Below are 26,909 nucleotides of genomic sequence, written 5' to 3'. Positions count from 1 at the left end.
GCTCACGGCCGCTGGGTGAGCACCATCGTCAGATCCGCCGGTCGGCCCGAGCGTTCCGGGGGCGTCAGCTCGACGTCTGTGAGCGTCCAGGTCGTGCGTTCCGCCCCCTTGCGGGGCGGTGCGGCGGCCTCGCGCACGGTCCCGACCAGCTCTCCCGCCGCGGCCGCGAGCTCGTCCGATGTGGCCGGGGCGGCGCCGTCCCTGCGCAGGAGATGACCGACGAGCAGGCCGCGGAACCACTTCGCGTCGTGCGAGACCACCGAGCGGCGGCCCGCGCGCACCGTGACCGCTCCCACCTCGACGTGCTGCGCCGTCGGCGGGACCTTCCACATCGCCCGGTAGCCGCCCGAGCGGCAGTCCACGACGAGCGCGCCGGCCGCCCGATCGTCGAGCTCGGCCGCGAGCGGCCCGCGCCAGAAGGCGCCCAGCCCGCCGATACCAGGGAGCGTGGCGGTTGCCCCGAGGCGGTGGGCGGGGATCCGGTCGGCCGGGGAGAGCGCGCCGAACGCGGCCGACATGACGAGGACGTCGCGGTCCGCCCGCTCGCGTGCGGCCCCGTCGAGGTCGGCGATCCCGGCACGGTCGAACAGCACGCCCGTGAAGACACGGTCGGCACGCGCCGTCGGCAGCTCGTGGATCCGCCGTTGCGCCGCCACCTCCTCGCCGGCCGACGCCGGTGCCCGAAGGACCTCGAGCGCGTCGGGCCGGTTGCTGACGGCGACGAGGGCGTCGAGCACGGTGGAGCGCGCACGGGTCAGCCCGGGCAACGCGAGGGCGGCGAGGTCGAGCGGGGGTCCGTCGTCGGGGGCGGTCTTGCCCTCGGAGGGGGGAAGCAGCACAAGCACCACGGGAGCCTAACCGGGCACGATGGTCGTCCCCGCGGAGGTCCGACGGGTAGACTCACCTGTCGCGGAAGAGTCGGTCGGGCGGCCGCGTGGCCCTCGCGCCCCGAGGAACGTCCGGGCTCCGAAGGGCAAGGTGGTGGGTAACGCCCACCCGGGGTGACCCGCGGGACAGTGCCACAGAGAACAGACCGCCCCGCAAGGGGCAAGGGTGAAACGGTGGGGTAAGAGCCCACCAGCGCCACGGGTGACCGTGGCGGCTCGGCAAACCCCACCTGGAGCAAGACCAGACAGCAGGCGTTCGAGGACGGCCCGTCCGATGCCTGCGGGTAGGTCGCTGGAGGCGTACGGCAACGTGCGTCGTAGATGGATGGTCGCCACCGGCGGGGCAACCCGTCGGGACAGAACCCGGCGTACAGGCCGACTCTTCCGCCCCGCCAGCTCTGACTTGCGGCCCGGGCGGTCAGGGCGTGAGTACGTACCCGTTGGACGAGTGGTTCAACGCGATGATCCAGTTGCCGTCCTCCACGACCCGTTCCGGCAGGCACAGCACGAGGTTGCCCTCGACCGACTCGCCGCCGCTGATCGCCTCGGCGTGGAATAGATCGTCGGGGGCGACCGCGGAGGTGGCGCCGTACACATCGCCGGATCTCGTCGTCCAGTAGACGAGCAGGGAGGCGAACGGCACGAACGGGTCCGCGGTCTCCGCCGTCACGCGGACGCGCTGGGTGACGTAGACGTGCCCGTCCGGGGGCGGGGGGTTACCGGCTTCGTGGGCCATGACCTCGTCGGTCGCGTCCCAGTCGGTGGGGCCCACGAGCTGTGCGTCGATCCGCTCACCGGTGTCGTCGAACGTCCACGGCATGACCGAGGAGCGGCCGAACGGCGTCGCGTTCTCGAGCTCGAGCTCCCCGAGCATGGCGAGTGGCTCGGTGTTGGTGGGGACGCCGTCGGGACCGGTGTGCGCGCTCTGGTCCTGCCCGCGCGGGAATGTGTCCTCGGGCCGGAGCCCGGCCAGTGCACCGGCGTCGTCCGTGCCTGTCTCGTCGGGTAGGTCGGACGGGTCCGTCGGCTGCCCGTCGGCGTGGCCGCCCCCGGCCTGGTCGCCTCCGGGCTCCGGCGGGGGCTCGACGTCGAACTTCCCCGGACCGTCCTCCTCGCGCGCGGCGGGCTCGCGCAGGACGAACGCCCAGATCGCCACCGCCACGAGCGCCACGCAGGTGGAGGCCGCGACCGCCGCGGGTGCGGCCCGCGTGTACCAGGGTCCGCGGCGCTCGGGAGCGGGCGGAGGTGAGGACGTGGCTGTCGGCGGCGTGGCGGAGTGGCCCGACGGCGCGTAGGGCGATGGCTCGTAGGGGGCGGCGGGGTGAGCCGGCGGAGCAGGGGGAGACGGTCCGTACGGCGCCGCCGCGTGTGGTGCGGAGGGCGAGAAGGGCGCGGACGGTGCGTGCGGCGGGGAGGCCATCGGTGGCCCGGAGGGCGCGGACGGCGCGGGCGGCGGGGAGGCCGTGGCGTGGCCGGCCGCGGCCTGCATCCCGAAGGCGGCCGAGGAGGACGTGCCGACGAACGAGCGTCCCTGGTCCGGCGACCAGGCGTGGGTCTCGCGGAGGTCGTCCTGATAGAGCCGGGCGGAGCGTCGGGTCGTGTCCTCGGGGTCGTCGTCGGCGCCAAGGGGCTCCACCGGGTCCACGATCCACATCTGCCAGTCCCGAGGAGCCGGGGGCCAGCGTGGGTCAGGGCGCCAGCCGACCGGCGGCGCGAAGCCCGGAGGCACGAGCCAGCCAGGGGGCGGGTTGAACCGCGGCACGGCGCCTCCTCTGCCTCGGTGCGGAGCGCGGAACCTGGAACGGCCGGGCGGGCGCCCGGCCGATCACGAGGTTACAAGTGACGGGCGCGCAGGGGCCAGGAACCGGCGGGGACAGGTCCCCTGACCACGGCGTGACGCTTCGGCCGGGCCCGGATGCCCTGTCCTGATGCCGACACCGGCGACGGGACGTCAGCGAGTGAGCTCGGCGGCCCGGTAGGCGGCCCCGACGATCCCCGCGTTGTTCCGGAGCTTCGCGGGGACCATGGGCGCCCGGGTCGTCAGGAGCGGCAGGAACTTCTCGTGCTTCCGGCTCACGCCGCCGCCCACCACGATGAGGTCCGGGGAGAACAGCTTCTCGACGACCTCGTAGTAGCGCTGCAGCCGCTTGGCCCACTTCGGGTAGGACAGGTCCTCGCGCTCGCGGACCGCGGAGGAGGCATGCGACTCGGCGTCGCGACCGTCGATCTCGAGGTGGCCGAGCTCGGTGTTGGGCACGAGCGTCCCGTCCACGAGCAGAGCCGAGCCGATCCCGGTCCCGAGCGTGGTGAGCAGGACGACTCCGGGCACGTCCTTCGCGGCGCCGTAGTGGGCCTCCGCGACGCCGGCGGCGTCGGCGTCGTTCATCGCGACCACCTCGCGACCCAGCTCCCTGCGCACCTCGTCCTCGATGTTCATGCCGACCCAGCTCTGGTCGAGGTTCGCCACGAAGGGGAAGCCGCCGTGCAGCACGGGTGCGGGGAACGTGAGCCCTACGGGGGCGTCGTCGTCCTCGTCGAACTCCGCGAGCAGGCGCCCGAGCACCTCGATGACGGCGGCCGGCGTGGAGGGCCGCGGGGTCGGGATCTTCACGCGGTCTGTCGTCAGCTCACCGGTGGTCAGGTCGACCGGGGCTCCCTTGATGCCGGAGCCGCCGATGTCGATGCCGAAGGCGAGGGTGTTCGTGGAGGGCATGGACTTCCTTCGTCGTCGAAAAGAAGGGGGACGTGCAGGACTCTAGACGACCGTGAGGATCTCCGGGCCGTCGCTCGTGATGAGGATGGTGTGCTCCCACTGGGCCGAGCGCGAGCGATCCTTCGTCACCACGGTCCAGCCGTCGTCCCACTGCTCGCCGTCGGGCTCGCCGAGGGTGAGCATGGGCTCGACGGTGAAGACCATGCCGGGCACGATCTCGTCGTCGAAGTGGGGCGCCGAGTCGTAGTGCGGGATGATCAGCCCGGAGTGGAACGCCTCGCCGACGCCGTGCCCCGTGTAGTCGCGTACGACCCCGTACTCGTAGCGCCTGGCGTAGGACTCGATGACACGGCCGATGACGTTGACCTGGCGGCCCGGCCGCGCCGCCTTGATGCCCCGGAGCATGGCCTCCTTCGTGCGCTCGACCAGGAGGCGCGACTCCTCGTCGACCTCGCCGACCAGGGCCATCACCGACGCGTCGCCGTGCACGCCGCCGATGTAGGCGGTGATGTCGATGTTGACGATGTCGCCCTCGGTCAGGACAGTCGAGTCCGGGATGCCGTGGCAGATGGTCTCGTTGATCGACGTGCACAGCGACTTCGGGAAGCCCTGGTAGTGCAGCGAGGACGGGTAAGCACCCTGCGAGATCAGGAACTCGTGGCCGATCCGGTCGATCTCCTCGGTGGTGACGCCCGGTCGGACGGCCTCGGCGGTGAGCTCGAGCGCCTGCGCCGCGATCCTGGCGGCCCGGCGGATCCGCAGAATCGTCTCCGGGCTCTTGACCTCGCCCGCCGTCACGCGCTCGGGTCCGGTGCGCCCCACGTACTCGGGGCGCTCGATCGAGGCGGGGACCTCGCGGACGGGGGAGACGGTGCCCTTGGTCAGGGTGCCCCGCGGGGCGCGATCGGCGAGCATGGTGCCCCAGTCTACGGATCGTGGACGAGAGTCCGAGCCCCGAGGAGCAGACATGAGCACCGGCGACTACTGGTTCAACCTGCGCACCAAGCAGGTCGAGAGGGGACAGGTCTCGCCCGTCGCGGACCGGATGGGCCCCTACGACACGCCCGCGGCCGCCGCGGCCGCCCTGCAGAGCGCCGCGGAGCGCAACGAGGAGGTCGACGAGGCGGAGGAGGAGTGGCGCACCTGGGGCGAGGGCGACGACGCCGGCTGACGGACGGTGCGTCGGGGAGTCCGGCGGGGGCGTCGCACGGCCGAGCCTCCTGGGAGTCGGCGTCGAGCGCACCAGGGAGTCGTGGGCGCGCGGCGGCCTACGAGTCGAACGTGTGCTCCGTGCCGGGGAAGGTGCGGTCCTTGACGGCGGCCACGTACTCGCCCGTGGCGCGACCGAGGGCCTCGCCGAGCTCGGCGAAGCGGCGGGCGAAGCTCGGCGACCAGTCGGACATGCCGGCCATGTCGATCCACACGAGCACCTGCCCGTCGGTCCCGGAGCCGGCCCCGATGCCGATCGTCGGTACCGCGACCGAGCGGGTGACCTGCTCGGCGACAGGTCCGGGCACCATCTCCAGGACGACGGCCACGGCGCCCGCCTCCTCGAGCGCACGGACGTCCGCGACGAGTCGCTCCGCCGCGCCCTCGCCGCGCCCCTGGATGCGCTTGCCGCCCAGCAGGTGCTCCGCCTGGGGGGTGAAGCCGACGTGTCCCACCACGGGGATGCCCGCCTGCGTGAGCAGGTGGACGTGGGGGGCGCGGTGGGCTCCACCCTCGAGCTTCACCGCGTGCGCTCCGCCCTCCTTCATCAGCCGCACGCCCGTGGCCAGCGCCTGCTCGGGCGAGGACTCGTAGCTCCCGAACGGCAGGTCGGCCACCACGAGCGCGCGCGTGACGGAGCGCGCGACCGCCCGGGTCGCCACGACCATCTCGTCCACGGTCACCGGCAGAGTCGTCGGGTGACCCAACATGTTGTCGCCGATCGAGTCGCCCACCAGCAGCACGTCGATCCCCGAGGCGTCGAGGACGCGGGCCGTCATGGCGTCGTACGCGGTGAGCATCGTGATCGGCTCGCCGCGCTCCTTCATCTGCGCGAGGTGGTGGACGCGGACCCGCTTCGGTCGGCTCGGGCTGTCGTTCACTGCTCGTCTCCTTGTCGCTCGTCCTGCTCCCGCCAGCGCGAGGTGACCGGCAGGCGGCGGTCGCGGCCGAACGCCAGCGCCGTCACCTTGGGCCCCAACGGGTACTGCCGACGCTTCCACTCGGCGCGGTCGACGAGACCGAGGACCCGGTCGACCACCTCGGGCGCGTGACCCGCCACCAGGAGCTCGGCCCGGCCGAGGTTCCGCTCGACGTAGTCCTGGATGACCGGGTCGAGCTCGTCGTAGGGCGGCAGCGAGTCCGAGTCCTGCTGACCCGGCCGCAGCTCGGCCGACGGGGGCTTCTCGATGGAGCTCCACGGGACCGGCACCGGCTCGCCGGCGTCGAGCGCGACCTGGTTGCGGGCCCGCGCCAGCTCCCACACCTTCGTCTTCGGCACGTCCTTGATCGGTGCGAACCCGCCCACGGCGTCGCCGTAGATCGTCGAGTAGCCCACGGCGAGCTCGGACTTGTTGCCCGTGGCGAGCACGAGGTGCCCCTCCATGTTGGACAGGCCCATGAGGATGACCCCGCGCACGCGCGCCTGCAGGTTCTCCTCGGCTACGCCGGTGAGCTCGACGTTCGTCAGGAACGTCTCGACCATCGGCGCGATCGGCTGCACCCGGTAGTCGAGCCCGATCGCGTCGGCGGAGGCAGCGGCGTCGTCCTTGGAGTGCTCCGAGGAATAGCTCGACGGCATCGAGACGCCCACGACGTTCTTCGGGCCCAGGGCATCGGCCGCCATCGCGGCGACCAGCGCCGAGTCGATGCCGCCGGACAGGCCGAGCACGACCGACCGGAAGCCGTTCTTCCGCGCGTAGTCGCGCAGCCCGAGGACGCACGCGGCGTACATCTGCGCGGCGTCCGGGGCCTCCTCGGCGGGTGCGCCGGACGCGACCACGCCGGATTGGCCGGCCCCGCCCGTGAGCTCCACCTGCACGGTCCCGGGCTCGAACCCCGGGGCGCGGGCCACCACGGCGCCGCCGGCGTCGACGACGAACGAGTGCCCGTCGAACACGAGGTCGTCCTGGGCGCCGACGAGGTTCGCGTAGAGCACGGGGCAGCCGAGCCGGCCCGCGAGCGTCTGCACGATCCCGAGCCGCACCGCGCCCTTGCCGTACTCGTACGGCGAGCCGTTGAGGACGAGCAGCGCGTCGAGGCCGGCGCCCGTGTACGCGTCGACCGCCCCGCCGTCGACCCAGATGTCCTCGCAGATCGCGAGCCCGAGCCGGCGGCCATCGACCTCGAGGACGACCGGATCCGCGCCGGGTTCGAAGATGCGGATCTCGTCGAACACCCCGTAGGTCGGCAGGTGCTGCTTGACGTAGGTCGGTCCCACCTCGCCGCCGGCCAGCACGGCGGCGCAGTTCGTCGGACGGCCCTGGGCCGAGGTGCCGAGCGTGCCGAGCACGACGACGACGTCGCCCAGGCCGTCGTCCGCGAGGTCCCGGGCGAGCGTCTCGAGCGACCGCTCGGTGGCGCTACGGAACGAGGCGCGCAGCGCGAGGTCCTCCACCGGGTAGCCGGGCAGCGTCATCTCCGGCAGGAGCACGAGACGCGCGCCGCTCCCGGCCGCTCCCCGCACCGCGTCACGGACGAGGGCGGAGTTCCCGGCGAGGTCCCCGGCGCACGGGTCCACCTGGGCGATCGCGATCGGCAGCGGCATGCTGTCAGGGTAGTCGGGCGTCGTGGGTGACAATGTGGGAGCACTGATCCGACCGGGAGGAGGCGGGATGGACCGCCAGCAGGAGTTCGTGCTGCGAACCGTCGAGGAACGCGACATCCGGTTCATCCGGCTGTGGTTCACCGACGTCCTCGGCACGCTGAAGTCGGTCGCCATCGCGCCGGCCGAGCTCGAGAGCGCGTTCGAGGAGGGCATCGGGTTCGACGGCTCCGCCATCGAGGGCCTCACCCGCGTGTTCGAGTCCGACATGCTCGTGCGGCCCGACCCGACGACCTTCCAGGTCCTGCCGTGGCGTAGCGAGCACCACGGCGTGGCGCGCATGTTCTGCGACGTCCTCACCCCCGGAGGCGAGCCCGCCCGATCGGACCCGCGCAACGTCCTGGCCCGCGCCGTCGAGCACGCGGCCAAGGCCGGCTTCACGCCCTACGTGCACCCCGAGATCGAGTTCTACCTGTTCGACGAGATCAACGACCCCCGGCAGCCGCTCGTCCCGGCCGACCGCGCGGGCTACTTCGACCACGTCGCCCGCGGGTCCAGCCACGACTTCCGCCGCGAGGCCATCACCACCCTCGAGGAGATGGGCATCCCGGTGGAGTTCTCCCACCACGAGGGCGGCCCGGGGCAGAACGAGATCGACCTGCGCTTCGCCGACGCCCTGTCGATGGCGGACAACGTGATGACGTTCCGCACCGTGGTCAAGGAGGTCGCCATGCGGCAGGGGCTGACCGCGACCTTCATGCCCAAGCCGATGCCCGGCCACCCGGGCTCGGGGATGCACACCCACTTCTCGCTGTTCGAGGGCGACTCCAACGCGTTCTACGACCCGGCGGGGGAGTACCAGCTCTCCACGACGGGACGCAGGTTCATCGCCGGCGTCCTCACGCACGCCCGGGAGTTCGCCGCCATCACCAACCAGTACGTTAACTCCTACAAGCGCCTGTGGGGCGGCGGCGAGGCGCCCAGCTACGTCAGCTGGGGCCACAACAACCGCTCCGCGCTCGTGCGGGTCCCCGGCTACAAGCCGGGCAAGCCGCAGTCCAGCCGCGTGGAGTTCCGCGCGCTGGACGCCGCCGCGAACCCCTACCTCGCGTTCGCGATCATCCTGCGGGCCGGGCTCAAGGGCATCGAGGAGGGCTACGACCTGCCCGACCCGGCGGACACCGACGTCTCGACGCTGTCCCGCGGCGAGCGCCGCGCGCTCGGCATCGTCTCGCTGCCGGCCTCCCTGGCCGACGCGATCGACGCGATGGAGGGCTCCGAGCTGGTTGCGGAGACGCTGGGGGAGGAGACCTTCGACTTCGTCGTGCGCAACAAGCACGAGGAGTGGGAGGCCTACCGCGACCAGGTCACGGACTTTGAGCTGGCCCAGTTCATCCCCTCGCACTGATGGCCGGCGGACGGGTCGTCTCCCGGCTCACCCAGCTGCGGCGCGTCGGCATCCACGAGCCGCGCCGCGCCGAGGCGCTGCTCGACGACCCGGCCCTGGCCCCGTACCTGGCCGCCGAGGGCGTGGCGGAGCGGCTGCTCGGCCACCTCGCCTCGGCCGGGAACCCCGACCACGCGCTGCTCACCCTCGTGCGGATCGCCGAGAGCGCGCAGGAGAGCGGGGACGACGCCGCCCTGCGCACGGCCCTCACCGGCGACGACGTCGCGATGCGTCGGCTCGTCGCCGTGGTCGGAGCCTCCCGGCCGCTCGGTGACTCGCTGGTCGCGCGGCCGGGGGACGTCGCCCATCTCCACGACCGGCACGGCGAGGTCCCGGTGCTCCACCTCGAGCCGCGCGACGAGCGGGCCAAGGCGCTCGAGGCCGTCGGCGCCGACCCGGCGCAGACCAACCCCGTCGCCACGGTCACCGGCGAGGAGGGCATCGCGGCGCTGCGGCGCACCTACCGCCGCCGCCTCCTGGAGATCGCTGCCGCGGACCTCACGGGTAAGGACTCCCTGGAGAGCTTCCCGCTGGTGGCTGCGTCGATCGCCGACATCGTCGCCGGTGCGCTCGACGCCGCCCTCGCGGTGGCCCGCGCCGGCCTGCCCGACCACGGTGCGGGTGTGCGGCTCGCGGTGATCGGGATGGGGAAGACGGGCGGGCGGGAGATCAACTACATCTCCGACGTCGACGTCGTCTACGTGGCCGATCCCGAGCTCGACGCCGACGGCGCCCCCGTCCGCGACGAGGACGAGACCATCGAGGTGGCGACCCGGTTGGCCGGCACGCTCGCGGACGCGGTCGGCGGCGTCGGCCCCGAGCCGGCCCTGTGGCCGCTGGACGCGAACCTGCGGCCGGAGGGGCAGGACGGACCGCTCGTGCGCACGCTCGCCAGCCACGTCAGCTACTACGAGAGCTGGGCCAAGGGCTGGGAGTTCCAGGCCCTGCTCAAGGCGCGCCCGGTCGCGGGGGACCTCGCGCTCGGTGAGGAGTACTGCGCCGCCGTCGCGCCGTTCGTCTGGAGCGCGGCCTCGAGGGAGAACTTCGTCGAGGAGACCCAGAAGATGCGCCGCCGCGTGGAGGCGCACGTGCCGGCCCGCCACGCGGAGCGGCAGCTCAAGCTCGGCAAGGGCGGGCTGCGGGACGTCGAGTTCACCGTCCAGCTGCTCCAGCTCGTCCACGGCCGCACCGACGAGACCCTACGGTCGCGGACCACCCTCGAGGCGTTGGAGGCCCTCGCCGAGGGCGGGTACGTCGCGCGCACCGACGCCGCGACCCTGGACCACCACTACCGGTTCCTGCGCGTCCTCGAGCACCGCATGCAGCTGTGGCGCCTCCACCGCATCCAGGTGGTGCCGAGCTCGGCGGGCGACCTCGAGATCCTCGGCCGTGCCTTCGGCGCGGAGGGCATCACGGACGGTGACGCCCTGGAGAAGGCCTGGCGCGCGGTGAGCCGCGAGGTCCGCCGGCTGCACGAGGAGATCTACTACCGACCGCTGCTGCCCGCGACCGCGCGCCTGTCGCCGGCCGAGGCCTCCCTGGCCCCCGACGCGGCCGCGGCACGGATGGAGGTCATCGGCTTTGCCGACCCGAAGGGCTCCCTGCGTCACATCGCGGCCCTCACCGAAGGCGTGTCCCGGCGCGCGACGATCCAGCGCCAGCTCCTGCCCGTCATGCTCGGCTGGTTCGCCGACGCGCCCATGCCCGACGTCGGCCTGCTCGCCTTCCGGCGGCTGTCGGAGACGATCGGCACGACCCACTGGTACCTGGCCCTCCTGCGCGACTCCTCCGCTGCCGCCGAGGCGCTGGCCACGGTGCTCGCCACGTCGCGGTACGTCGGCGACCTGCTGCTCCAGCTGCCCGAGGCGGTGAAGTGGCTCGACGGCGATCAGGGCCTGGCCCCGCGCCGCCGCGAGGACCTCGAGGGCGAGATCGACGCGATGCTGCGTCGCCGCGAGGACGCGACCGACGCCGTCGGGCAGGCCCGCTACCTGCGTCGGCGCGAGACCACGCGCGCTGCGATCGCCCACGTGCTCGAGCAGGCCCCGCGGTCGCGGCGCCGGGAGCTGGCCGACGTCGCGGACCTCGCCCTCGAGGCGGCGGTGAGGGTAGCCGCCCGCGACGCCACGGCCCGTGCCGGCCTCGACGAGCCGCCGGGGGAGTTCCTCGTCGTCGCCATGGGCCGCCTGGGCGGCCGCGAGGTCGGCTACTCCTCCGACGCCGATGTCCTCTTCGTCCACGACCCCGCCGAGGGGGTCGACGAGAAGGTGGCTGCGGACTGGGCCCGCGACGTCGCGACGTCGGTCCAGGAGCTGCTCGGCGCCACGAGCGACGAGCCCGCGCTCCCGGTCGACGCCGACCTGCGGCCCGAGGGGCGCTCCGGCCCGCTCGTACGCACCCTCGCCTCCTACGCCGAGTACTACGAGCGGTGGGTGGAGGTGTGGGAGCGGCAGGCGCTCCTGCGGGCCCGCCCCGCCGCGGGCTCGCGTGCGCTCGGGGAGCGGTTCATGGCGCTCGTCGACGCGGTGCGGTACGTGCCCGGCGGCATCGGTGCGGCCGCCGAGCGGGAGATCCGCCGGGTCAAGGGCCGGGTCGAGCAGGAGCGCATGCCACGCGGCGTGCCACCCAACCGGCACCTCAAGCTCGGCCCCGGCGCGCTGACGGACGTGGAGTGGACCGTCCAGCTGTGGCAGCTGCGGCACGCCGGCGACGTGCCCGCGCTGCGGGTGACCTCGACCGAGGAGGCCCTCGAGGCGCTGCGCGCCGAGGGGCTGGTCGGCGACGCTGATGCGGCGACCCTCCTGCACGCCTGGACGCTGGCCGGGCAGGTGCGCGACGCCGTCGTGCAGGTCTCCGGGCGCACGACGGGGCCGAAGACCGACGTCCTGCCCCACGGGGTCGAACGGCTGGAGACGGTGGCGCGCATGCTCGGCTACCCGTCCGGACACCGCCAGGAGCTCGAGGAGGACTACCTGCGGGCGGCGCGGCGCTCCCGGGCGGTCGTCGAGCGGCTCTTCTGGGAGTAGGCCCTCACGGGCGCAGGGAGCAGATGCTCAGGAGTCGAAGGCGAGGTCGACCAGCCAGACGACCACGGCGAAGACGACCGCCGCGACCAGGAGGGTGACGACGAACCGCCAGCGGCTCGGCGGCCTGGGGCTGGGGTCCTGCTCGTCGGTCGTCGTCGGGACGTCCTCGTCGGGCGGCATCCGTGCAATGTACGTGACGCGTCACAGCGCCCGCACGGCACACCTGGGACACTGGACGATATGCGGCTCATTCTCGTCCGGCACGGTCAGACCGACTCCAACGTCATCCACGCGATCGACACCGAGGCGCCCGGCGCCGATCTCACCGAGCTCGGCCGCCGGCAGGCGGAGGCCCTCGTGCCCGAGCTCGCGTACGAGGACGTGGAGTCCATCTGGGTGTCCAACCTCGTGCGCACGCACCAGACCGCGGAGCCGCTCGCCCAGGCCACGGGGCTCACCCCGATCGAGCGCGAGGGGCTGCGCGAGATCCGCGCCGGCGACCTCGAGATGGCCACCAGCGAGGCGGCCGTGCGCACGTACCTCGCGGGCATCATGGGCTGGGTAGCGGACCCGGACTCGCGCATCCCCGGAGGCGAGACGGGCCGCGAGGTCAAGGACCGCTACGACGCGGTCGTGGCCGAGATCGCCGCGACGGGCCACGAGACGGCGGTCATCGTCTCGCACGGGGCCGTCATCGTCTCGTGGGCCGCCACGACCGTCGAGGTGCCGCGCGAGTTCCTCGGCCGCTCGATCTCGAACACCGGGGTCGTCATCATCGAGGGGAACCCGGACGACGGCTGGCAGCTCGTGCGCTGGGAGTCCCACGCGCTGGGCGGACCGTCGGTGTCCGACGTCGAGCACGACGGGCCGACGGGGTACCCGGACGCGAACCACCCGGAGGCGCTCGGCGTGGCGGGACGCGCCGCCCAGGAGTGAGGACGCGCCGCCCTGGAGTGGGAGAGACCACGTCCACGCGGGCATGGCGCGTCGTGATCATCGCCACCTCGGTGGTGGTCCTCGTGCTGCTGTCGATGCCCGTTCTCGGACGCGTGGGGGTGCACGGTGTGCGGTGCGAGGTGGTCGGCGCGTCCGCTGCGCAGGGAGAGCGGGTGCACAGCGCGGGATGGCGCGTGCTCGTCGAGACCGAGGACTGCCGCACCGTCGTCTACACCGGCGGCGTCACGGCCGACACCGCAGCGCGGGTGGCGGACGGTTTCACGCCCGGGGCGTACGAGTTCGAGATGAGTGCTCTCGACCGGATCGCGGCCACGGGATGGGCCCCGGGGCTGAGCCCGAGCGCCGAGGAGTTCCGCCGCGTGCGATGAGCCACCCGCGGCGGATTGCGTTCGTTCATCGTCGGGAATACCTCACTGCCCAGGACGTTGGTGACGCAGGGAGCGCGTGCCACTCCCTCCGCGTGCGCGCGCCGTATCCGCCCGCGCCCGGACCAGCTGACGAAGAAGGGTGGGCGGCATGGTCGTCTACAACGAGCTCATCGCCATCACGGCGGGGGCCGGTCTCATCGGGTTTGCCCAGTTCCTGGGTGTCCTCCTCCGCCGCAAGGCGGTCGACAGCGAGGGGTGGGCCGCGTTCTTCGGCGTCACCGGGCTCCTGCTGCTCGCGCTCGGCCTGCACCTCACCGTGACCTGGCCCTACCAGGAGCCCGGGTTCGAGTACTACAACATCGCGTTCGGCCAGCCGGCCGCCGCCTTCGGCGCGCTGCTCCTGGTCGCCGCCGTCTACCTGTGGCGCAGCCGCAGCCTGTTCGCCGGCGATCAGGAGATCGCCCGCGAGACCGCGCTGCGCGCCTTCCGCCCGGTGAGCATCTTCGTCGGTGCGGTCGGCCTCGCGATGGGCGTGCTGGCGATCACGTTCGTCCGCTTCCAGCTCGGTGCGGCCCCGCCGGAGGAGCCGATCACCGGTCGGTTCGGCCACCTTCCCTGGATCGAAGCACTGTTCCTCGGCGGGCTCTGGGGCGTCATCGCCCTCGGCGCGCTGCTCTTCGCGATCTCCTACCTGGCAGGCCGGCCCGGCCTGCTGAGGTGGTCGGCCTGGGCGTTCCTGCTCGGTGGCGTGGCGCTCCTGCTGTTCGGTGCGATCAACTTCTACACCCACATCGGGATGTACACGAACTTCGCGTACGACACGAACTACCGCTGGTGATCCAGACCTGACGACGGCGGGCACCCGGACCGGGTGCCCGCCGCCGTCGGTGGTGCGTCGCTGCGCGAGGTCGCTACGGGACGAGGATCCCGCGACCGACCAGCCGGCCGTTGTCGAGGTCGTCGATCGCGGTGGCGTAGTCGGCGAGGTCGTAGACCGACGTGTGCAGCGAGATCTTGCCCTGGGCGGTGAGGATCATCAGCTGGTCGAGGTCCTCGTAGGTGCCCACGAGGTTGCCGATGACGTTGATCTCGCGGGAGATGATCCCGATGGTCTCGAGCTGGACCATGCCGCCGTAGCCGATGACGTAGTAGTCGCCCTGGTTGCGGATGAGGTTGGGCCCGAGGAGCTCCATGCCCTGCTCGCCGACGAAGTCGAGCACGACGTGCGCGCCTCCGCCGGTGATGTCGTGGATCTGCTTGGTGACGGCGTCGGTGTCGTCGGTGGCGAGGGCCGTGTGGTGGGCGCCGATCGACGTCGCGAGCTCGAGGGCCTGCTCGGAGCGGTCGAGGACCGTGATCTCCGCAGGGGTGAGAGCCACGAGGGACTGGATGCCAATGTGCCCCAGCCCGCCGGAGCCGATGACGACGACGTGCGTGCCCGGGTGCAGCCGCGGGGCCGCCTTGCGGACCGCGTGGTAGGCGGTGAGGCCCGCGTCAGCGAGGGCGGCGATGTCCCTGGGCTGGAGAGAGGGGTCGAGCTTGACGACGGCCCGCGCGTTCGTCTTCATGTACTCGGCCATCCCGCCCTCGGCGTTGAGGCCCGGGAAGGAGGCGTTCGAGCAGTGCGAGTCGTTGCCTCGCCGGCACTCGGTACACAGCCCGCAGGTGACGAGCGGGTGCATGATCACCGTGTCGCCCACCGCCACGTTCGACACGGCCGAGCCGACGGCGTGCACCCAGCCCGAGTTCTCGTGCCCGATCGTGTACGGCAGCGTGGGGTTCTGGATCGGGTCCCACTGACCCTCGATGATGTGCAGGTCGGTGCGGCACAGGCCGGCCGCCCCGATCTTGACGATGACGTCCCACGGGCCCGTGATCTCGGGTTCCGGGACGTCATCGAGCTTCGGCATCTCCTCGTACGCGTGCACGCGCACTGCCTTCATGGCGATCACCCTTCGTCGACGTTGACGGGACAGCGTGCGCTAACCGTATGACCGGGTGATGCGGGGCACAAGGGGCCCGAGCGTGGCGCCTGCGCAGGTGAAGCCTACGGCCGATAGTCGAGTCCGGGGTCGTGGTAGCGCACGGTGGCCGGAATCGTCCTCGTCGAGGTGCTCTTTCGCGTTTGGAAGGCTCAGTGCCCTGTCAGTCAGTCGCTGGCCCGATAGTTACTCGAAGAAGTCTTCGTCGATCTCGACTACCTCGACGCGCGTTTTCACCTGCACACCGACTCCGTACTGGATCATCAGCCGGGTCAGACGTTCACCGTCGACGAGGATGACGCGGGTAGCGACGCGGACTCGGCGTACGCGGTCGCTGTACGCGCAAACTGGCTAGTGGTGATGAAGACACCCTGGTTCGCCTGATTACCTGCCAGCGCGCCGACGAATGCTTGGATCGCCTCTCTGCCGACAGTATTCTCGCGCGCGTAGCGTTTGGCTTGCACGTAGATGCGGGAGAGGCCGAGGGCGTCCTGGTCGATGATGCCGTCGATCCCTCCGTCGCTGGAGAGCTGCGTGCGAGTCGCGTTTCCTTCGGCACCCCCATATCCCATCGCCATGAGCAGGTCGAGCACCGCTTGTTCGAAGAACACCGGTTCGCGGGCAAGAATTAACGTCAGGAGCTGGTCGGCGACATCCTCGTTGATTCTCGCGACGCCTGCTGCGATCTGCTCCTCGGGATCCAGTGCTGACACCTCTTCGATGGCAGTTGCTGTTCGTGACGAGGGTGTCGGGAACGCCTTCCAGGTGTGCGGTGCGTCAGGATTGCCCGAGAGAGCGCGGAGATGCCTCTCCGTCACACCTTCCGGGTGATCGGACAGGAGTCGGCGTCCGACTTCGGTGATCCGATAGTTGCCGCGGCTCGGGCGTTCGACCGCGCCTACTCGCGCCAGGTAGGACAGCGCCCAGGCACCACGGTTGCGGAACTGCTCCTGACCGGAAGGGATGAGGACCTGGCGCTGCTCCTGGGTGAGACCTAGCAGGTCAGCAGCGGCCGCGATGATGTTCCGAGACCGGTGGGTCCCGCCGTCGAGGAGAACACGGAGGGACGGTGCCATGTACTGGTCCCACGTCGGGACGGTCATCATCCGCCTCCACGGGGTAGCCAGCGAGTGCCACGAGAGGATCGCCATCGTTCGCGAGCCGATCGTCGCTCTCCAGGTTAGGTGGGGAATCAGTGGGTGGGCGCCAACCGGGAGGTCGTCATTCGAACGGACTGATGTGTGGGTCGTCCTGCCACGACCAAAAGAGCCTCCCTAGGAAGCTGACCTCCCAACAGTGTCTTCTCGCGGGGGACGCGGGCAGCCGAAAGGCCCCTGATCCTGCAGACATGCAGGTCAGGGGCCTTTCGTTTGAGAGCGAATCGGCTCAGATGTCGTAGTACAGCTCGAACTCGTGCGGGTGCGGGCGCAGGCGGATCGGGTCGATCTCGTGCGTGCGCTTGTAGTCGACCCACGTCTCGATGAGCTCGGGGGAGAAGACGTCGCCCTCGGTGAGGTAGTCGTTGTCCTCCTCGAGCGCGCGCAGCGCCGCACCGAGCGACTCGGGGACCTGGGCGATCTGCGCGTGCTCCTCGGGCGGGAGCTCGTAGAGGTCCTTGTCGATGGGCTCCGGCGGCTCGATGCGGTTCTTCACGCCGTCGATGCCGGCCATGAGCATCGCCGAGAAGGCGAGGTAGGGGTTCGAGCTCGGGTCCGGCACGCGGAACTCCACGCGCTTGGCCTTCGGCGAGGATCCCGTGACGGGGATGCGGATGCAGGCCGAGCGGTTGCGCGCCGAGTAGACGAGGTTGACCGGCGCCTCGTAGCCGGGCACGAGGCGGTGGTACGAGTTGAGCGAGGGGTTGGTGAAGGCCAGCAGCGAGGGCGCATGGTGGAGGAGACCACCGATGTACCACCGGGCGATGTCCGAGAGCCCGCCGTAGCCCTGCTCGTCGTAGAACAGCGGCTCGCCGTCCTTCCACAGGGACTGGTGGCAGTGCATGCCCGAGCCATTGTCGCCGAACAGCGGCTTGGGCATGAAGGTCGCCGACCGGCCGTGCTCCCACGCGACGTTCTTGACGATGTACTTGAACTTCATGACGTCGTCGGCGGCGGCGCGCAGGGAGTCGAAGCGGTAGTTGATCTCCTGCTGGCCGGCGGTGCCGACCTCGTGGTGGGCGCGCTCGACCTTGAGGCCGACGTCGGTCATCACCCGCACCATCTCGTCGCGCAGGTCGGCGAAGTGGTCGTTCGGCGGGACGGGGAAGTAGCCGCCCTTGAACCGGGTCTTGTACCCCAGGTTGCCGCCCTCCTCCCGGCGGCCGGTGTTCCACGCGGCCTCCTCGGAGTCGATGTGGTAGAAGCTCGACTGGGCCGAGGTCTGGAACCGCACGTCGTCGAAGAGGTAGAACTCCGCCTCGGCGCCGAAGAAGGCGGTGTCGGCGATGCCGGTCGAGCGGAGATAGGCCTCGGCCTTCGAGGCGACGGTGCGCGGGTCGCGGTCGTAGGCCTGTGAGGTGAAGGGGTCGACGATCGCGAAGTTGAGCACGAGCGTCTTCTGCGCGCGGAACGGGTCGATGAAGGCCGACCCGATGTCCGGCACGAGCTTCATGTCGGACTCGTGGATGGCGGTGAACCCGCGGATAGAGGAGCCGTCGAACATGAGGCCGTCGGTGAAGGCGTCCTCGTCGAACGTCTCGACCGGGATGTTGAAGTGCTGCATCACCCCTGGCAGGTCGCAGAACCTGACGTCGACGAACTTGACGTCCTCGTTGCGGGTGTAGGCGATCGCCTCTTCGGGGGTTGAGAACATCCGTGGCTCCTCGTTCGCGTGCACCGGCGGTGCCGGCTGGACGGGTGTGACGCTAGACCCGCGGAGTTTCCCTGCCGTCTCCCGGGCGTGTCGGTCATGTTACGGGGCGAGTGCTACGCCGGATGCGACGCCACCTAGACTGGACCGGTGCCCGACGTCGATCCCGCCCCCGCGAGCTCCGCGGCCGCGCGGGCGGGCGGACCCCGATCGGGGGGACGGCCCGGTGCCACGCGACCTGGTGCCGCGCGACCGGGCTCGGCGGGCGGTCCCGTCCGGGCCTCGGAGCTCGCCCCGTTCGGGCGGCGCCTCGGCGCGCTCCTCATCGACTGGGCGATCGCGATGGCCATCGCCTACGGGTTCGCCGGCGGGGACGCGATGGCGATCCTCGGGATCTTCGCCGCGGAGCGCGCCCTGGTGGGAGGCCTGGCCGGCGCGTCGATCGGCCACCGCCTGACCGGCCTGCGCCTCGTCCACGTGAGCCGCGGCCGCGCCCCGTTCGTGGCAGTCGTCGTGCGCACGATCCTGCTGTGCCTGGTCCTGCCGGCGCTCTGGCGCACGGTCGAGGGCGTGCCGCTGCACGACGACCTGGCGCGCACGAGGCTCGTGCGTGCCTAGGACGCGCGTCCTGCCGCTGCTAGGCGGAGGTCACCGGCTCGGTCGCCGTCATGTGCTCCTCGTTGCCCGGCAGTGCGTCGACGGGGGAGTCGGCGTCGCCGATCGAGATGCGCGCGAAGGCCATGGGCACTCCGGCGGCGGTCCACAGCGAGCGGCGGTCCATGAGCTGGGCGTGGACGTGCGGCTCGGAGCTGTTGCCGGAGTTCCCGCACCGGCCGACGACGTCGCCCGCGCGGACGGTGTCGCCCCGCCGCACGGTGGCCGAGCCTTGCCTCAGGTGGGCGACGAGGGCATACGTCCCGTCGTCGGCCCTGATCGTCACGTGGTTGCCGACGACGTTGCCCGGCCCGCCGAGCTCGCGGACCATCCCCTCGAGCAGCATGTAGTACAGCGCCCACGCCCTCGAGCGCGAGAGGTGGTCTCGGCGCCGGTCCGTGGCGGCCACGACGACGCCGTCGACCATCGCCCGGACCGGCTCGTCGAAGGCGGGGTAGTCGGCGTTGGGGCGCATCCCGGGTCCGTCGCCGAACTGCGGGCGGAGCGCCCCCTCCGGCTCGGCCACGAGATCGATCGCGTACGCCTGCCCGTAGCCGCGCACCCCGTGGCTCGGCACCTTCGACGCCGGGCTGTTGATCGCCAGCCAGCGCCCGGTCACGGGGGAGTGCACGACGCGCAGGCCGCGCTCGGTGCGGACGCGTCCGCCGAGCACGACGACGAGGAGCCAGACCGCCATCACCGCCAGGCCGGCACGGATGATCCAGGCGAGCGCGGGATCGGCCGGCCCCTCGGGGAGCAGGCGTCGCAGCAGGACGGTGCCGGTGGTCGTGAGGACGGCGGCGTAGAACAACGGGACGCGCACGCGGTACAGGGCGCGCAGGAGTGCGGTCATCGCTCGGCCCCCACCACGGTGGCGAGCAGCGGCACCACGCGTGCGGCCGGGACCGTGTAGCGGCCCCGGCCCGCCTGACGCACCCACCCGGCCGAGACGAGCTGGCGCAGGTGGTGGTGGAGCTGTCCGGTGGTGCCGAGCCCGTCGGCCTCGGCGAGCTCGGCCGTGGTGGCGGTGCCGCCGAGGATGAGTCGGAGCAGCTCGAGGCGGACCGGGTGGCCGAGCGCACCGAGCGTCTCGGCAACCTCGGACCAGTCCGACTCCAGCAGGGCGTCGGTGGCCCCGGCCTGCTGCCACTCGACAGGGGCTCCGTCCGGCAGCGTGAGCGACCCGACGAGCATGACGGCGCCGGACTCGGTCACGGGATGCGCGGCGCGCCGCTCGCGCAGGCCGGTGAGGGCCCAGAAGGTCTCGGGGTCCGGTCCCTGGGGGTTCGTGGAGGCGGAGGCGTCAGGGGTGGCAGGTGGCTCGGTCGAAGCGGATGCCTCGAGGGCGACCACCCGGGCCTCGAGCGCCTCCACCGTGGCGCGGAGCTCGTCGATGACGTTCATACGTCGATCATACGGAAGAACGTAAATGCGTCCAACAGAATAGTCGTCGTTCCGTGGGCGGGGCCGTGGCCCTGGCGTCATGCACGAGGGCCCCGTCGACGACGGGGCCCTCGGAGCGAGGTGCGGAGCGCGGTGGCTGGCGGTGGCGTGGTCAGCGGCCGCGCATGCCCTTGCGGTCGGGGCGCGCCTTGTTGGGGTCGATGCCCTTCGGTACGGACTGCCGGATGCCGCCCAGGGCGTTGAGGCGCTTGGTGACGGCGGCGATCTCGGCCGACGTGAGCTTGGCGCCACCCAGCTTCTTGATCGTGGGGACGAGGTCGGGCAGGGGCACCTGCCCCTCGGCACGGCCGGCCTGGACGAGGTGGACCTGGACGCCGGGAGCCACGCGGGTGACCTTCTTGCGCTCCTCCTCCAGCAGGCGCGTCACGCGGTGCGGTGGTCCCTCGGAGACGAGCACGATGCCCGGCTTGCCGATCGACCGGAACACGAGGTCCTGGTGCTTCGGCGTGAAGGCGACGGGCTCCTCCTCGACGTACCAGCCGCGTCCCAGCTGGCCGAGTGCGGCGGACGCGGCCCCCAGCTGGCCCTCGACCCGCGCGTAGGCGGCGACTCGGGTGAGCCTGCCGAGCACGATGAGCACGGCGATGATGCCGATGAGCACCCCGAGGATCCCGAGGTAGATCGGGTGGCCGATGACGAAGCCGATGCCGACCATGACGCCGAGCACGGCGACGAACACACCGAGGAGGATGACCGGCGTCGCCGGACGGTGCTCGGCGGTGATCCGGTACGCCTCGGCGAAGCTGTGGTACCAGCGCTTCTTCTTGGGCTTCGGGGTCGTGGGTGCGCCGTCGTCGGCGGTCTTCTTGGTGCGGGCCATGATGGGGTCAGGGTACCGGCCGGTGTGGCCCGCCTAGGTCCCGCCGCGCGTGCGACGGATCATCGTCAGCAGCAGTCGACGCAGCGCGGCCTCCTCCTCGGCGTCGAGAGTGGCCTCGATCGGCGTCGGCTCGCTCAGGGACTCGACGACGGACGCGATGGCGCCCAGGCCCTCCGGCGTCAGCGCGACGACGCGGCGCCGGCCGTCGTGCGGGTCCGCGCGTCGGACGAGCAGGCCCTGACGCTCGAGCGTGACGAGGTGCCGGGCGAGCGTCTGCTCGGTGACCCCGACGAGCTGCGCCGTCTGCCGCTGGCTGCGCGGACCCGGTGCGAGGACGGCGAGAACCGGCATCGTCGCGTGGCTGAGGTCGAACACGGCGAGCCGTTCGTCGAGCTCGCGCTCCGCCTGGCGGGCGACCGAGGAGAGGAGCCGACCCGTCGGCCACCTGGAGGGATCCTCGGCGACTCCGGGGCCCTGCCCGGACGCGCCGCTCAGGGCCCTGTGGTTCTCCTCGGCCTCGGACACCCCCTCATGGTGGCAGAGCACCACGATCCTTCTTGCGGCTCGCAGGACGAGCCCCCATACTGACCGAGTTACTCAGCATGCTGAGTACTTTCTCGAGGACGGGGTATCGCATGGCAGGGCACGGCAGTCGCACGGCGTACCGGGGACGCGGCCTCGTGACCGCCGTGGTCGTTCTCCTCTGGGTGGCCATCGGTGGGATCGGCGGACCGTTCCTGGGTCGACTCTCCGAGGTCCAGGAGAACGACGCGTCGATGTTCCTGCCGACCTCGGCCGAGTCCGTCCGGGCGTCCGACGCCGTCGCCGGGTTCACCGACACCTCGACCCTTCCCGTGCTGCTCGTGCTGCGACCCGCCGACGGCGGACCGATGAGCCCCGAGGACCTCGAGGCGGCCGACGAGCTCGCCCGGTCCGCGGGCTCCGCCACACTGAGCGACGGCCGCGCGGTCGAGGAGGTGCTCACGGCCCCGACCGCCGTCGTGCCCTCGGAGGACGGCGAGGCCGCCATGGTGGTGCTGGGGATCGACACCTCGCTCACCGACGAACTGCTGCCCGACGGCGAGAACCTCGTCGGATCCGTGGTCACCGAGGTACGGGCCGCCGTCGGCGACGGGCTCCAGGCGGCCGGGCTGCAGGGCTGGGTGACCGGTCCCGGCGGGTTCGCGGCCGACCTCAGCTCGGCGTTCGGGTCCGTCGACCTGGTCCTCCTGGCGACCGCGCTCGTCGTGGTCCTCGTCATCCTGCTGCTCGTCTACCGCTCGCCGCTGCTGCCGCTGACCGTCCTGCTCACCGCCGTGCTCGCGCTGGCGCTGGCGGGCCTGGTCGTCTACCTCCTCGCGGACGCCGGCGTCGTCCAGCTGAGCGGCCAGACGCAGGGCATCATGTCGATCCTCGTCATCGGTGCAGCGACCGACTACTGCCTGCTGCTGGTCGCCCGGCACCGTGAGGAGCTCGGCCGCCACCGCGACCCGTTCGACGCGATGCGGATCGCGTGGCGGGCCTCGCTCGCGCCCATCTCGGCCTCCGCCGGAACCGTGGCCCTCGGCCTGCTGTGCCTCCTGCTCTCGGACCTGGGGTCCAACGCCGCGCTCGGACCGGTCGCCGCGGTCGGGATCGCCGCCGCATTCGTCGCCGCGCTCACCCTGCTGCCCGCGCTCCTGCTCCTCGGCGGCCGCCGCTCCCGGGCGGTGTTCTGGCCGCGCATCCCCCGCGTGCCCGACGAGGAGGTGGAGGCCGGCGGGGCCGAGGACGTGCGGCGGGCGCCCGAGGACGCGTCCGGGATCTGGGGCCGGATCGCGCGGCTCGTGGGACGGCGGGACCGGCGCACCTGGGTGATCACGTCTGTCGCCCTGCTCGCCGCGGCCGGGCTCGTCACCACCCTCGACGCCGATGGCACCTCCGACTCCGAGGTCTTCCTCGCGCAGTCCGACGCCGTGGACGGCGAGGAGGTGCTCACGCAGCACTTCCCCGCGGGCGCGGTCCAGCCGCTGGACGTCGTGGCCGATGCCGACCTGGCCGAGGACGTCGTGGCCGCCGCGGAGGCGACCGACGGCATCGCGTCCGCCACCGTGGTCACGGAGGCTGCGCAGGGGGGCCAGGAGCCGGGTGGCCCGCCTGCCGAGGACGGGTCGCAGCAGGGCGGGCCGGGCGACGGCGGCCGGAGCGAGGACGGAAACGGTGCGGGGGGACCGCCCGCCGAGGACGCACCGCCGCTCGTGGTCGACGGCCGTGTCCACGTCGAGGCGACCACCGAGGCGTCGGCGGACACCGAGGAGGCCGTCCGCGCGGCCGCCGACCTGAGGACAGCGGTGCACGAGGTGGACCCGGCCGCGCTCGTCGGCGGCGCCGCGGCCGAGACGCTCGACACCCGGGACACGGCCGAGCGCGACCTGCGGGTCATCATCCCCGCCGTCCTGCTCGTCATCCTGCTCACGCTCGTCGTGCTGCTGCGCTCGGTCCTCGCACCGCTGCTGCTGCTCGCCGCGAACGTGCTCAGCTTCGCCACCGCGATGGGGATCGTGGCGGTGGTGTTCAACCACGTCCTCGACCTGCCCGGGGCCGATCCGACCGTTCCGCTGTTCGGCTTCGTCTTCCTCGTGGCGCTGGGGATCGACTACACGATCTTCCTCATGACCCGCGCCCGTGAGGAGTCGCTGCGCATCGGGACCCGGAGGGGTGTGCGCCGGGCCCTGTCCGTCACCGGCGGGGTCATCACGTCGGCCGGCGTGGTGCTGGCCGCGACGTTCGCCGCGCTCGGCGTGGTCCCGCTGCTGTTCCTCCTCCAGCTCGCGATCATCGTGGCGCTCGGCGTACTCATCGACACCCTCGTCGTCCGCACCCTCCTCGTGCCGGCGCTCGTCCACGACATCGGGAAGACCGTCTGGTGGCCGCGCCACGGACGGTTCCCCGACGACGACGAGGAGCGCGGTGAGGCCACGCCCGACCCCGCGACCACCGCCGTGGCCGCACCTGTGGAGAACTCCGCGACGGGCTGAGGGGACCTGGTTCGCTCGGTCCATGGGGCGGGCAGACGACGACGGACGCGTGCGGGTGCCGGGCTACCGGATCTCTCGGTCGCTGGGCGGCGGATCGGGACGGGTGTACAGCGCGACGTCCGACGAGCGCGGCTCGCCGGTCATCGTCTCGGTCGTCGACCTGCCCGAGGGGCGCTCCGGCGACGCGATGCGCCGGCGCCTGGCGGGCCTGCGCACGTCCCCGCACCCTCACCTGCCGCGGGTGCTCGACGTCGTCGACCTGACCGACGGGCGGGCGGCGCTCGTCACCGAGGTCGTGCCGGGGGCGTCCCTCGCGGCCGTGCGGGTGGCCCGCGGCGCGCTCTCGGTGCCGGAGGTGGCGGGGGTCCTCACCGACATCGGCTCCGCGCTGGCCCACCTGGCGGCCGCCGGCATCGTGCACGGCGACGTCTCTCCGGCCAACGTCGTGGTGGACACCACGGGGACCGTCGTCCTCGTCGACCTCGTCGGGGATGTGCGGCACGAGGAGGGGACGCCGGGGCACGTGGCGCCCGAGCGCATCGCCGGGGGTCCGGCGTCGACGGCGTCCGACGTCTACGCCCTCGGCATGCTCGTGCGCGGCCTGGCCCCCGGCGACCTCGAGGTCGAGGAGCTGACCACCCAGGCGTGCAGCGACGAGCCGGCCGTGCGGCCCACCGCCCGCGCGCTCGCGGCGCGTGCCGCCGAGCTGGGCGGGCGCTCGGGCGTGCGGCTGCCCGCGGGTGCGGACATGGCGGGCGCCCTCCTTCGCGAGGGTGCGCTGCGCGAGGCCACGGCGCACGTGCCGGCGGGCAGGTCCCGGGTCCGTCCGGGCTCGGGAGGCCGGGCCGGCCGGCGGGCGCGAGGCGGACCTGGTGCCCGGGGCGGGCGTCGAGCTCGGTCCGTGCGGCCCGAGCAGCGGGCACGCGGTGCGGGCCGGCTCCCCGCGCTGACGGCTGGGGGGAAGGTCGCCGTGCTCGGCGTCGCGGCCGTCGTCCTCGTACTGGGCGGGTTCGTCACGACGCGGACGATCCTCTCCCAGGCCGAGGCGCCCGACGCGACGGGCGCAGGGACACCCGCAGCGACGCAGGAGCCCTCCGCGGGTCAGTCGCAGGCCCCGGCGCCCTCGGGGTCGACGACGGGGACATCGCCGGAGGTCACGACCGAGAGCGCGCGCGGCACCGCGGCGGACGCGTTCGACGTCGTCTCCGAGGTCGTCGACGCCCGGGAGCGGGCGCTGCTCGCCGGGGACGCGGCCGCCCTCGCCGACGCCACCGTCGACGGCTCGCCCGCGCGGGCCGCCGACGCCGCTCTGACCCGTGCCCTGGGAACGACGACGATCGCCGACCTGTCGACCGACGTGACGTCCGTCGTCCTCACCGAGGGCGGGGCGACGGACGACAGGTTCGTGGCGGAGGTCTCGCTGCGTCAGGAGGAGTGGCGCGCCTCGGACGCCACGGGGGAACGCGTCTATCCCTCTGCCGAGACGTGCCGGCTCCTCACGCTCGAGCGGGTCGACGACCGCTGGGCGGTGGCCGATGCGGACAGGTGCGGCCCCGCCGACCAGGGCGGATAGCCTGCCACGGTGACGAGAGGACGACTGGCGCCGCCGAGCGGCGGAGGTGTCGTCGCGGTCCTCGCCCTGGCGGGCATGACGGCCTCGTTCATGCAGACGCTGCTCATCCCCATCCAGTCGGAGCTGCCGGAGCTGCTCGGCGCCACCCGCGACGACACCGCCTGGGCCATCACGAGCACGCTCCTCGCCGGGGCGATCTGCACGCCGATCTCGGGACGGCTCGGCGACATGTACGGCAAGCGGCGCGTCCTCCTGCTCCTCGTGGGTGCGCTCGTGGCGGGCTCGGTCGTCGCCGCGCTGGCCTACTCGGTCGTCCCCCTCATCGTCGGTCGCGCGCTCCAGGGGGCGGGTCTCGGCGTCATTCCCCTCGGCATCTCCGTCCTCCGCGACGTCCTGCACCCCGACCGTCTGCCGTCGGCCATCGCCCTCGTCAGCGCCACCCTCGGCGTCGGTGCCGCGCTCGGCCTGCCGATCAGCGCGGCCGTCACCCAGTACGCCGACTGGCACGTGCTGTTCTGGGGAGCCTCCGCACTCGGTCTCGTCCTGCTCGTACTGGTGGCGTGGGTCGTTCCGCCGAGCACGCTGCGCACGGGCGGCCGGCTCGACGTCGTGGGCATCGTCGGGCTCACCGCCGGGCTGACCGGTGTACTGCTCGCTGTCTCACGCGGGAACGACTGGGGCTGGACGTCCCCGCTCACGATCTGGCTCACGCTCGGTGGCGTCGCCGTCCTGCTTGCCTGGGGCGTGTTCGAGCTACGGGTCCCCAACCCGCTCGTCGACCTTCGGGTGTCGGCCCGCGGGACCGTGCTCGTGACCAACCTGGCGTCCGTCGCGATGGGGTTCGCCCTGTTCACCGCCAACGTCGTCTTCCCCCAGCTGCTCGAGCTGCCCCGGGAGCGCGGCGGACTCGGGCTGTCGTTGATCCAGTCGGGGCTGGTCCTCATGCCCCTGGGTCTGGCCATGCTCGTCATGTCACCCGTCGCAGGACGCCTCATGGGCCGCTTCGGCCCCAAGCCGCTGCTGGTCTCCGGGGCCCTCGTCATCGCGCTCGGCTACGGCCTCTCCGTCGTGGCGCCCCTGGACGTCGGCCTCGTGCTGCTCGTCAATCTGCTCGCCGGTGTCGGGATCGGCCTCGGTTTCGCGGCGATGCCCTCGCTCGTCATGAGCGCGGTGCCGTCGACGGAGACCGGCGCGGCCAACGGCCTCAACCAGTTCATGCGCAGCCTCGGCACCACCTCGGCCGCCACCGTCGTGGCGGCGGTCCTGGCCCGGTCCACGACCAGCGTGGACGGCGTGGAGGCGCCCGGCATCGACGGCTTCCGTGCGGCCCTGGTGCTCGGGCTGGTCAGCGCCCTGGTCTCCGCCGTTCTCGCGAGCCTCGTCCCGCCCCCGCGCCGCCACGCCGGCGAGCACGCGTCCATGCCGGAGGGCCGGTAGGTCGC

24 protein-coding genes and 1 other RNA gene are annotated in these 26,909 nt (G+C 72.4%); 11 read left to right on the top strand and 14 right to left on the bottom strand.

From position 1 onward, the window contains the following. Window positions 1–2: 2 nt before the first annotated feature. On the bottom strand, window positions 3–845 hold the full coding sequence (locus ACZLKG_RS10980) for a YaaA family protein (RefSeq protein WP_463648737.1): 843 nt from the start codon (window positions 843–845) through the stop codon (window positions 3–5). Window positions 846–914: 69 nt separating this feature from the next. On the opposite strand from ACZLKG_RS10980, the gene rnpB reads away from it, so the two are divergent. Further along, window positions 915–1,274, top strand: an RNA gene (rnpB, locus tag ACZLKG_RS10975) — RNase P RNA component class A. Between the two features lie 31 nt (window positions 1,275–1,305). Here the strand turns inward: rnpB and ACZLKG_RS10970 are convergent. The 3 genes from ACZLKG_RS10970 to map all read right to left on the bottom strand — a co-directional run bounded on the left by ACZLKG_RS10970 (window position 1,306) and on the right by map (window position 4,515). Further along, a complete protein-coding gene (locus ACZLKG_RS10970; RefSeq protein ID WP_463648736.1) occupies window positions 1,306–2,523 on the bottom strand; it encodes a hypothetical protein in 1,218 nt (405 codons plus the stop codon). Between the two features lie 315 nt (window positions 2,524–2,838). Beyond that, window positions 2,839–3,600: a polyphosphate--glucose phosphotransferase gene (gene ppgK, locus ACZLKG_RS10965; protein ID WP_463648735.1), complete on the bottom strand. Its 762-nt coding sequence runs from the start codon at window positions 3,598–3,600 to the stop codon at window positions 2,839–2,841. A 42-nt stretch (window positions 3,601–3,642) separates the two neighbouring features. Next, the gene (map, locus tag ACZLKG_RS10960) at window positions 3,643–4,515 is read right to left on the bottom strand and encodes a type I methionyl aminopeptidase (protein ID WP_463648734.1); all 873 of its coding nucleotides are present in this window, start codon (window positions 4,513–4,515) and stop codon (window positions 3,643–3,645) included. Between the two features lie 52 nt (window positions 4,516–4,567). On the opposite strand from map, the gene ACZLKG_RS10955 reads away from it, so the two are divergent. Then, window positions 4,568–4,771, top strand: coding sequence for a hypothetical protein (locus tag ACZLKG_RS10955; protein ID WP_425708924.1), 204 nt, complete (start codon window positions 4,568–4,570; stop codon window positions 4,769–4,771). Window positions 4,772–4,868: 97 nt separating this feature from the next. Here the strand turns inward: ACZLKG_RS10955 and panB are convergent, their stop codons facing one another. Together panB and ACZLKG_RS10945 are read right to left on the bottom strand one after the other, a co-directional pair. Next, window positions 4,869–5,636, bottom strand: coding sequence for a 3-methyl-2-oxobutanoate hydroxymethyltransferase (gene panB / locus ACZLKG_RS10950; RefSeq protein WP_425708972.1), 768 nt, complete (start codon window positions 5,634–5,636; stop codon window positions 4,869–4,871). A 50-nt stretch (window positions 5,637–5,686) separates the two neighbouring features. Beyond that, window positions 5,687–7,354 carry an NAD+ synthase gene (locus tag ACZLKG_RS10945; RefSeq protein WP_425708923.1) on the bottom strand — a complete coding sequence of 556 codons (1,668 nt, stop codon included), beginning with the start codon at window positions 7,352–7,354 and terminating at the stop codon, window positions 5,687–5,689. A gap of 67 nt (window positions 7,355–7,421) precedes the next feature. Between ACZLKG_RS10945 and glnA (ACZLKG_RS10940) the strand changes: the two genes are divergently transcribed. After that, on the top strand, window positions 7,422–8,759 hold the full coding sequence (glnA, locus tag ACZLKG_RS10940; protein WP_425708922.1) for a type I glutamate--ammonia ligase: 1,338 nt from the start codon (window positions 7,422–7,424) through the stop codon (window positions 8,757–8,759). Continuing rightward, window positions 8,759–11,824, top strand: coding sequence for a bifunctional [glutamine synthetase] adenylyltransferase/[glutamine synthetase]-adenylyl-L-tyrosine phosphorylase (locus tag ACZLKG_RS10935; RefSeq protein ID WP_425708921.1), 3,066 nt, complete (start codon window positions 8,759–8,761; stop codon window positions 11,822–11,824). Before glnA (ACZLKG_RS10940) ends, ACZLKG_RS10935 begins: the two co-directional genes overlap by 1 nt. 27 nt (window positions 11,825–11,851) lie before the next feature. Here ACZLKG_RS10935 and ACZLKG_RS10930 read toward each other — a convergent pair whose 3' ends face one another. After that, on the bottom strand, window positions 11,852–12,004 hold the full coding sequence (locus ACZLKG_RS10930; protein ID WP_425708920.1) for a hypothetical protein: 153 nt from the start codon (window positions 12,002–12,004) through the stop codon (window positions 11,852–11,854). A gap of 60 nt (window positions 12,005–12,064) precedes the next feature. Between ACZLKG_RS10930 and ACZLKG_RS10925 the strand changes: the two genes are divergently transcribed. From ACZLKG_RS10925 to ACZLKG_RS10915, 3 genes are all read left to right on the top strand, one after another. Beyond that, a complete protein-coding gene (locus tag ACZLKG_RS10925) occupies window positions 12,065–12,760 on the top strand; it encodes a histidine phosphatase family protein (RefSeq protein ID WP_425708919.1) in 696 nt (231 codons plus the stop codon). A gap of 53 nt (window positions 12,761–12,813) precedes the next feature. Continuing rightward, complete coding sequence (locus ACZLKG_RS10920) at window positions 12,814–13,149, top strand: hypothetical protein (RefSeq protein WP_425708918.1); 336 nt, start codon at window positions 12,814–12,816, stop codon at window positions 13,147–13,149. A 148-nt stretch (window positions 13,150–13,297) separates the two neighbouring features. Beyond that, a complete protein-coding gene (locus ACZLKG_RS10915; protein WP_425708917.1) occupies window positions 13,298–13,987 on the top strand; it encodes a DUF981 family protein in 690 nt (229 codons plus the stop codon). Between the two features lie 73 nt (window positions 13,988–14,060). On the opposite strand, the gene ACZLKG_RS10910 is transcribed toward ACZLKG_RS10915, so the two are convergent. From ACZLKG_RS10910 to glnA (ACZLKG_RS10900), 3 genes are all read right to left on the bottom strand, one after another. Then, window positions 14,061–15,092 carry an NAD(P)-dependent alcohol dehydrogenase gene (locus ACZLKG_RS10910; protein WP_425708916.1) on the bottom strand — a complete coding sequence of 344 codons (1,032 nt, stop codon included), beginning with the start codon at window positions 15,090–15,092 and terminating at the stop codon, window positions 14,061–14,063. A gap of 311 nt (window positions 15,093–15,403) precedes the next feature. Continuing rightward, window positions 15,404–16,237 carry a restriction endonuclease gene (locus ACZLKG_RS10905; RefSeq protein ID WP_463648732.1) on the bottom strand — a complete coding sequence of 278 codons (834 nt, stop codon included), beginning with the start codon at window positions 16,235–16,237 and terminating at the stop codon, window positions 15,404–15,406. A 280-nt stretch (window positions 16,238–16,517) separates the two neighbouring features. Continuing rightward, window positions 16,518–17,942, bottom strand: a complete 1,425-nt coding sequence (gene glnA, locus ACZLKG_RS10900; protein WP_425708914.1) for a type I glutamate--ammonia ligase — start codon at window positions 17,940–17,942, stop codon at window positions 16,518–16,520. Window positions 17,943–18,089: 147 nt separating this feature from the next. Here glnA (ACZLKG_RS10900) and ACZLKG_RS10895 point away from each other — a divergent pair, with 147 nt between their 5' ends. After that, window positions 18,090–18,557, top strand: coding sequence for an RDD family protein (locus tag ACZLKG_RS10895; protein ID WP_425708913.1), 468 nt, complete (start codon window positions 18,090–18,092; stop codon window positions 18,555–18,557). A gap of 19 nt (window positions 18,558–18,576) precedes the next feature. On the opposite strand, the gene ACZLKG_RS10890 is transcribed toward ACZLKG_RS10895, so the two are convergent. The 4 genes from ACZLKG_RS10890 to ACZLKG_RS10875 form a co-directional block, all read right to left on the bottom strand. Further along, window positions 18,577–19,446, bottom strand: coding sequence for a M23 family metallopeptidase (locus tag ACZLKG_RS10890; RefSeq protein ID WP_425708912.1), 870 nt, complete (start codon window positions 19,444–19,446; stop codon window positions 18,577–18,579). After that, window positions 19,443–19,997, bottom strand: a complete 555-nt coding sequence (locus ACZLKG_RS10885) for an ArsR/SmtB family transcription factor (protein WP_425708911.1) — start codon at window positions 19,995–19,997, stop codon at window positions 19,443–19,445. The genes ACZLKG_RS10890 and ACZLKG_RS10885 overlap by 4 nt, the downstream gene beginning before the upstream one ends. A 151-nt stretch (window positions 19,998–20,148) precedes the next feature. Continuing rightward, window positions 20,149–20,877, bottom strand: coding sequence for a DUF4191 domain-containing protein (locus tag ACZLKG_RS10880; RefSeq protein WP_425708910.1), 729 nt, complete (start codon window positions 20,875–20,877; stop codon window positions 20,149–20,151). A 33-nt stretch (window positions 20,878–20,910) separates the two neighbouring features. Continuing rightward, window positions 20,911–21,402, bottom strand: coding sequence for a MarR family winged helix-turn-helix transcriptional regulator (locus ACZLKG_RS10875; protein ID WP_425708909.1), 492 nt, complete (start codon window positions 21,400–21,402; stop codon window positions 20,911–20,913). A gap of 110 nt (window positions 21,403–21,512) precedes the next feature. On the opposite strand from ACZLKG_RS10875, the gene ACZLKG_RS10870 reads away from it, so the two are divergent. From ACZLKG_RS10870 to ACZLKG_RS10860, 3 genes are read left to right on the top strand one after another with little or no spacing between them, the layout of a single operon-like run. Further along, window positions 21,513–23,894: an MMPL family transporter gene (locus tag ACZLKG_RS10870; protein ID WP_463648728.1), complete on the top strand. Its 2,382-nt coding sequence runs from the start codon at window positions 21,513–21,515 to the stop codon at window positions 23,892–23,894. 22 nt (window positions 23,895–23,916) lie between these two features. Further along, a complete protein-coding gene (locus tag ACZLKG_RS10865; protein ID WP_425708907.1) occupies window positions 23,917–25,467 on the top strand; it encodes a protein kinase domain-containing protein in 1,551 nt (516 codons plus the stop codon). Between the two features lie 9 nt (window positions 25,468–25,476). Continuing rightward, the gene (locus ACZLKG_RS10860; RefSeq protein ID WP_425708906.1) at window positions 25,477–26,904 is read left to right on the top strand and encodes an MFS transporter; all 1,428 of its coding nucleotides are present in this window, start codon (window positions 25,477–25,479) and stop codon (window positions 26,902–26,904) included. Window positions 26,905–26,909: the final 5 nt, after the last annotated feature.

It is taken from the genome of Georgenia sp. Z2081 (assembly GCF_055326445.1).
The sequence above is the reverse complement of the archived record's forward strand: the minus strand, read 5'-3'. Positions and strand labels throughout refer to the sequence as shown.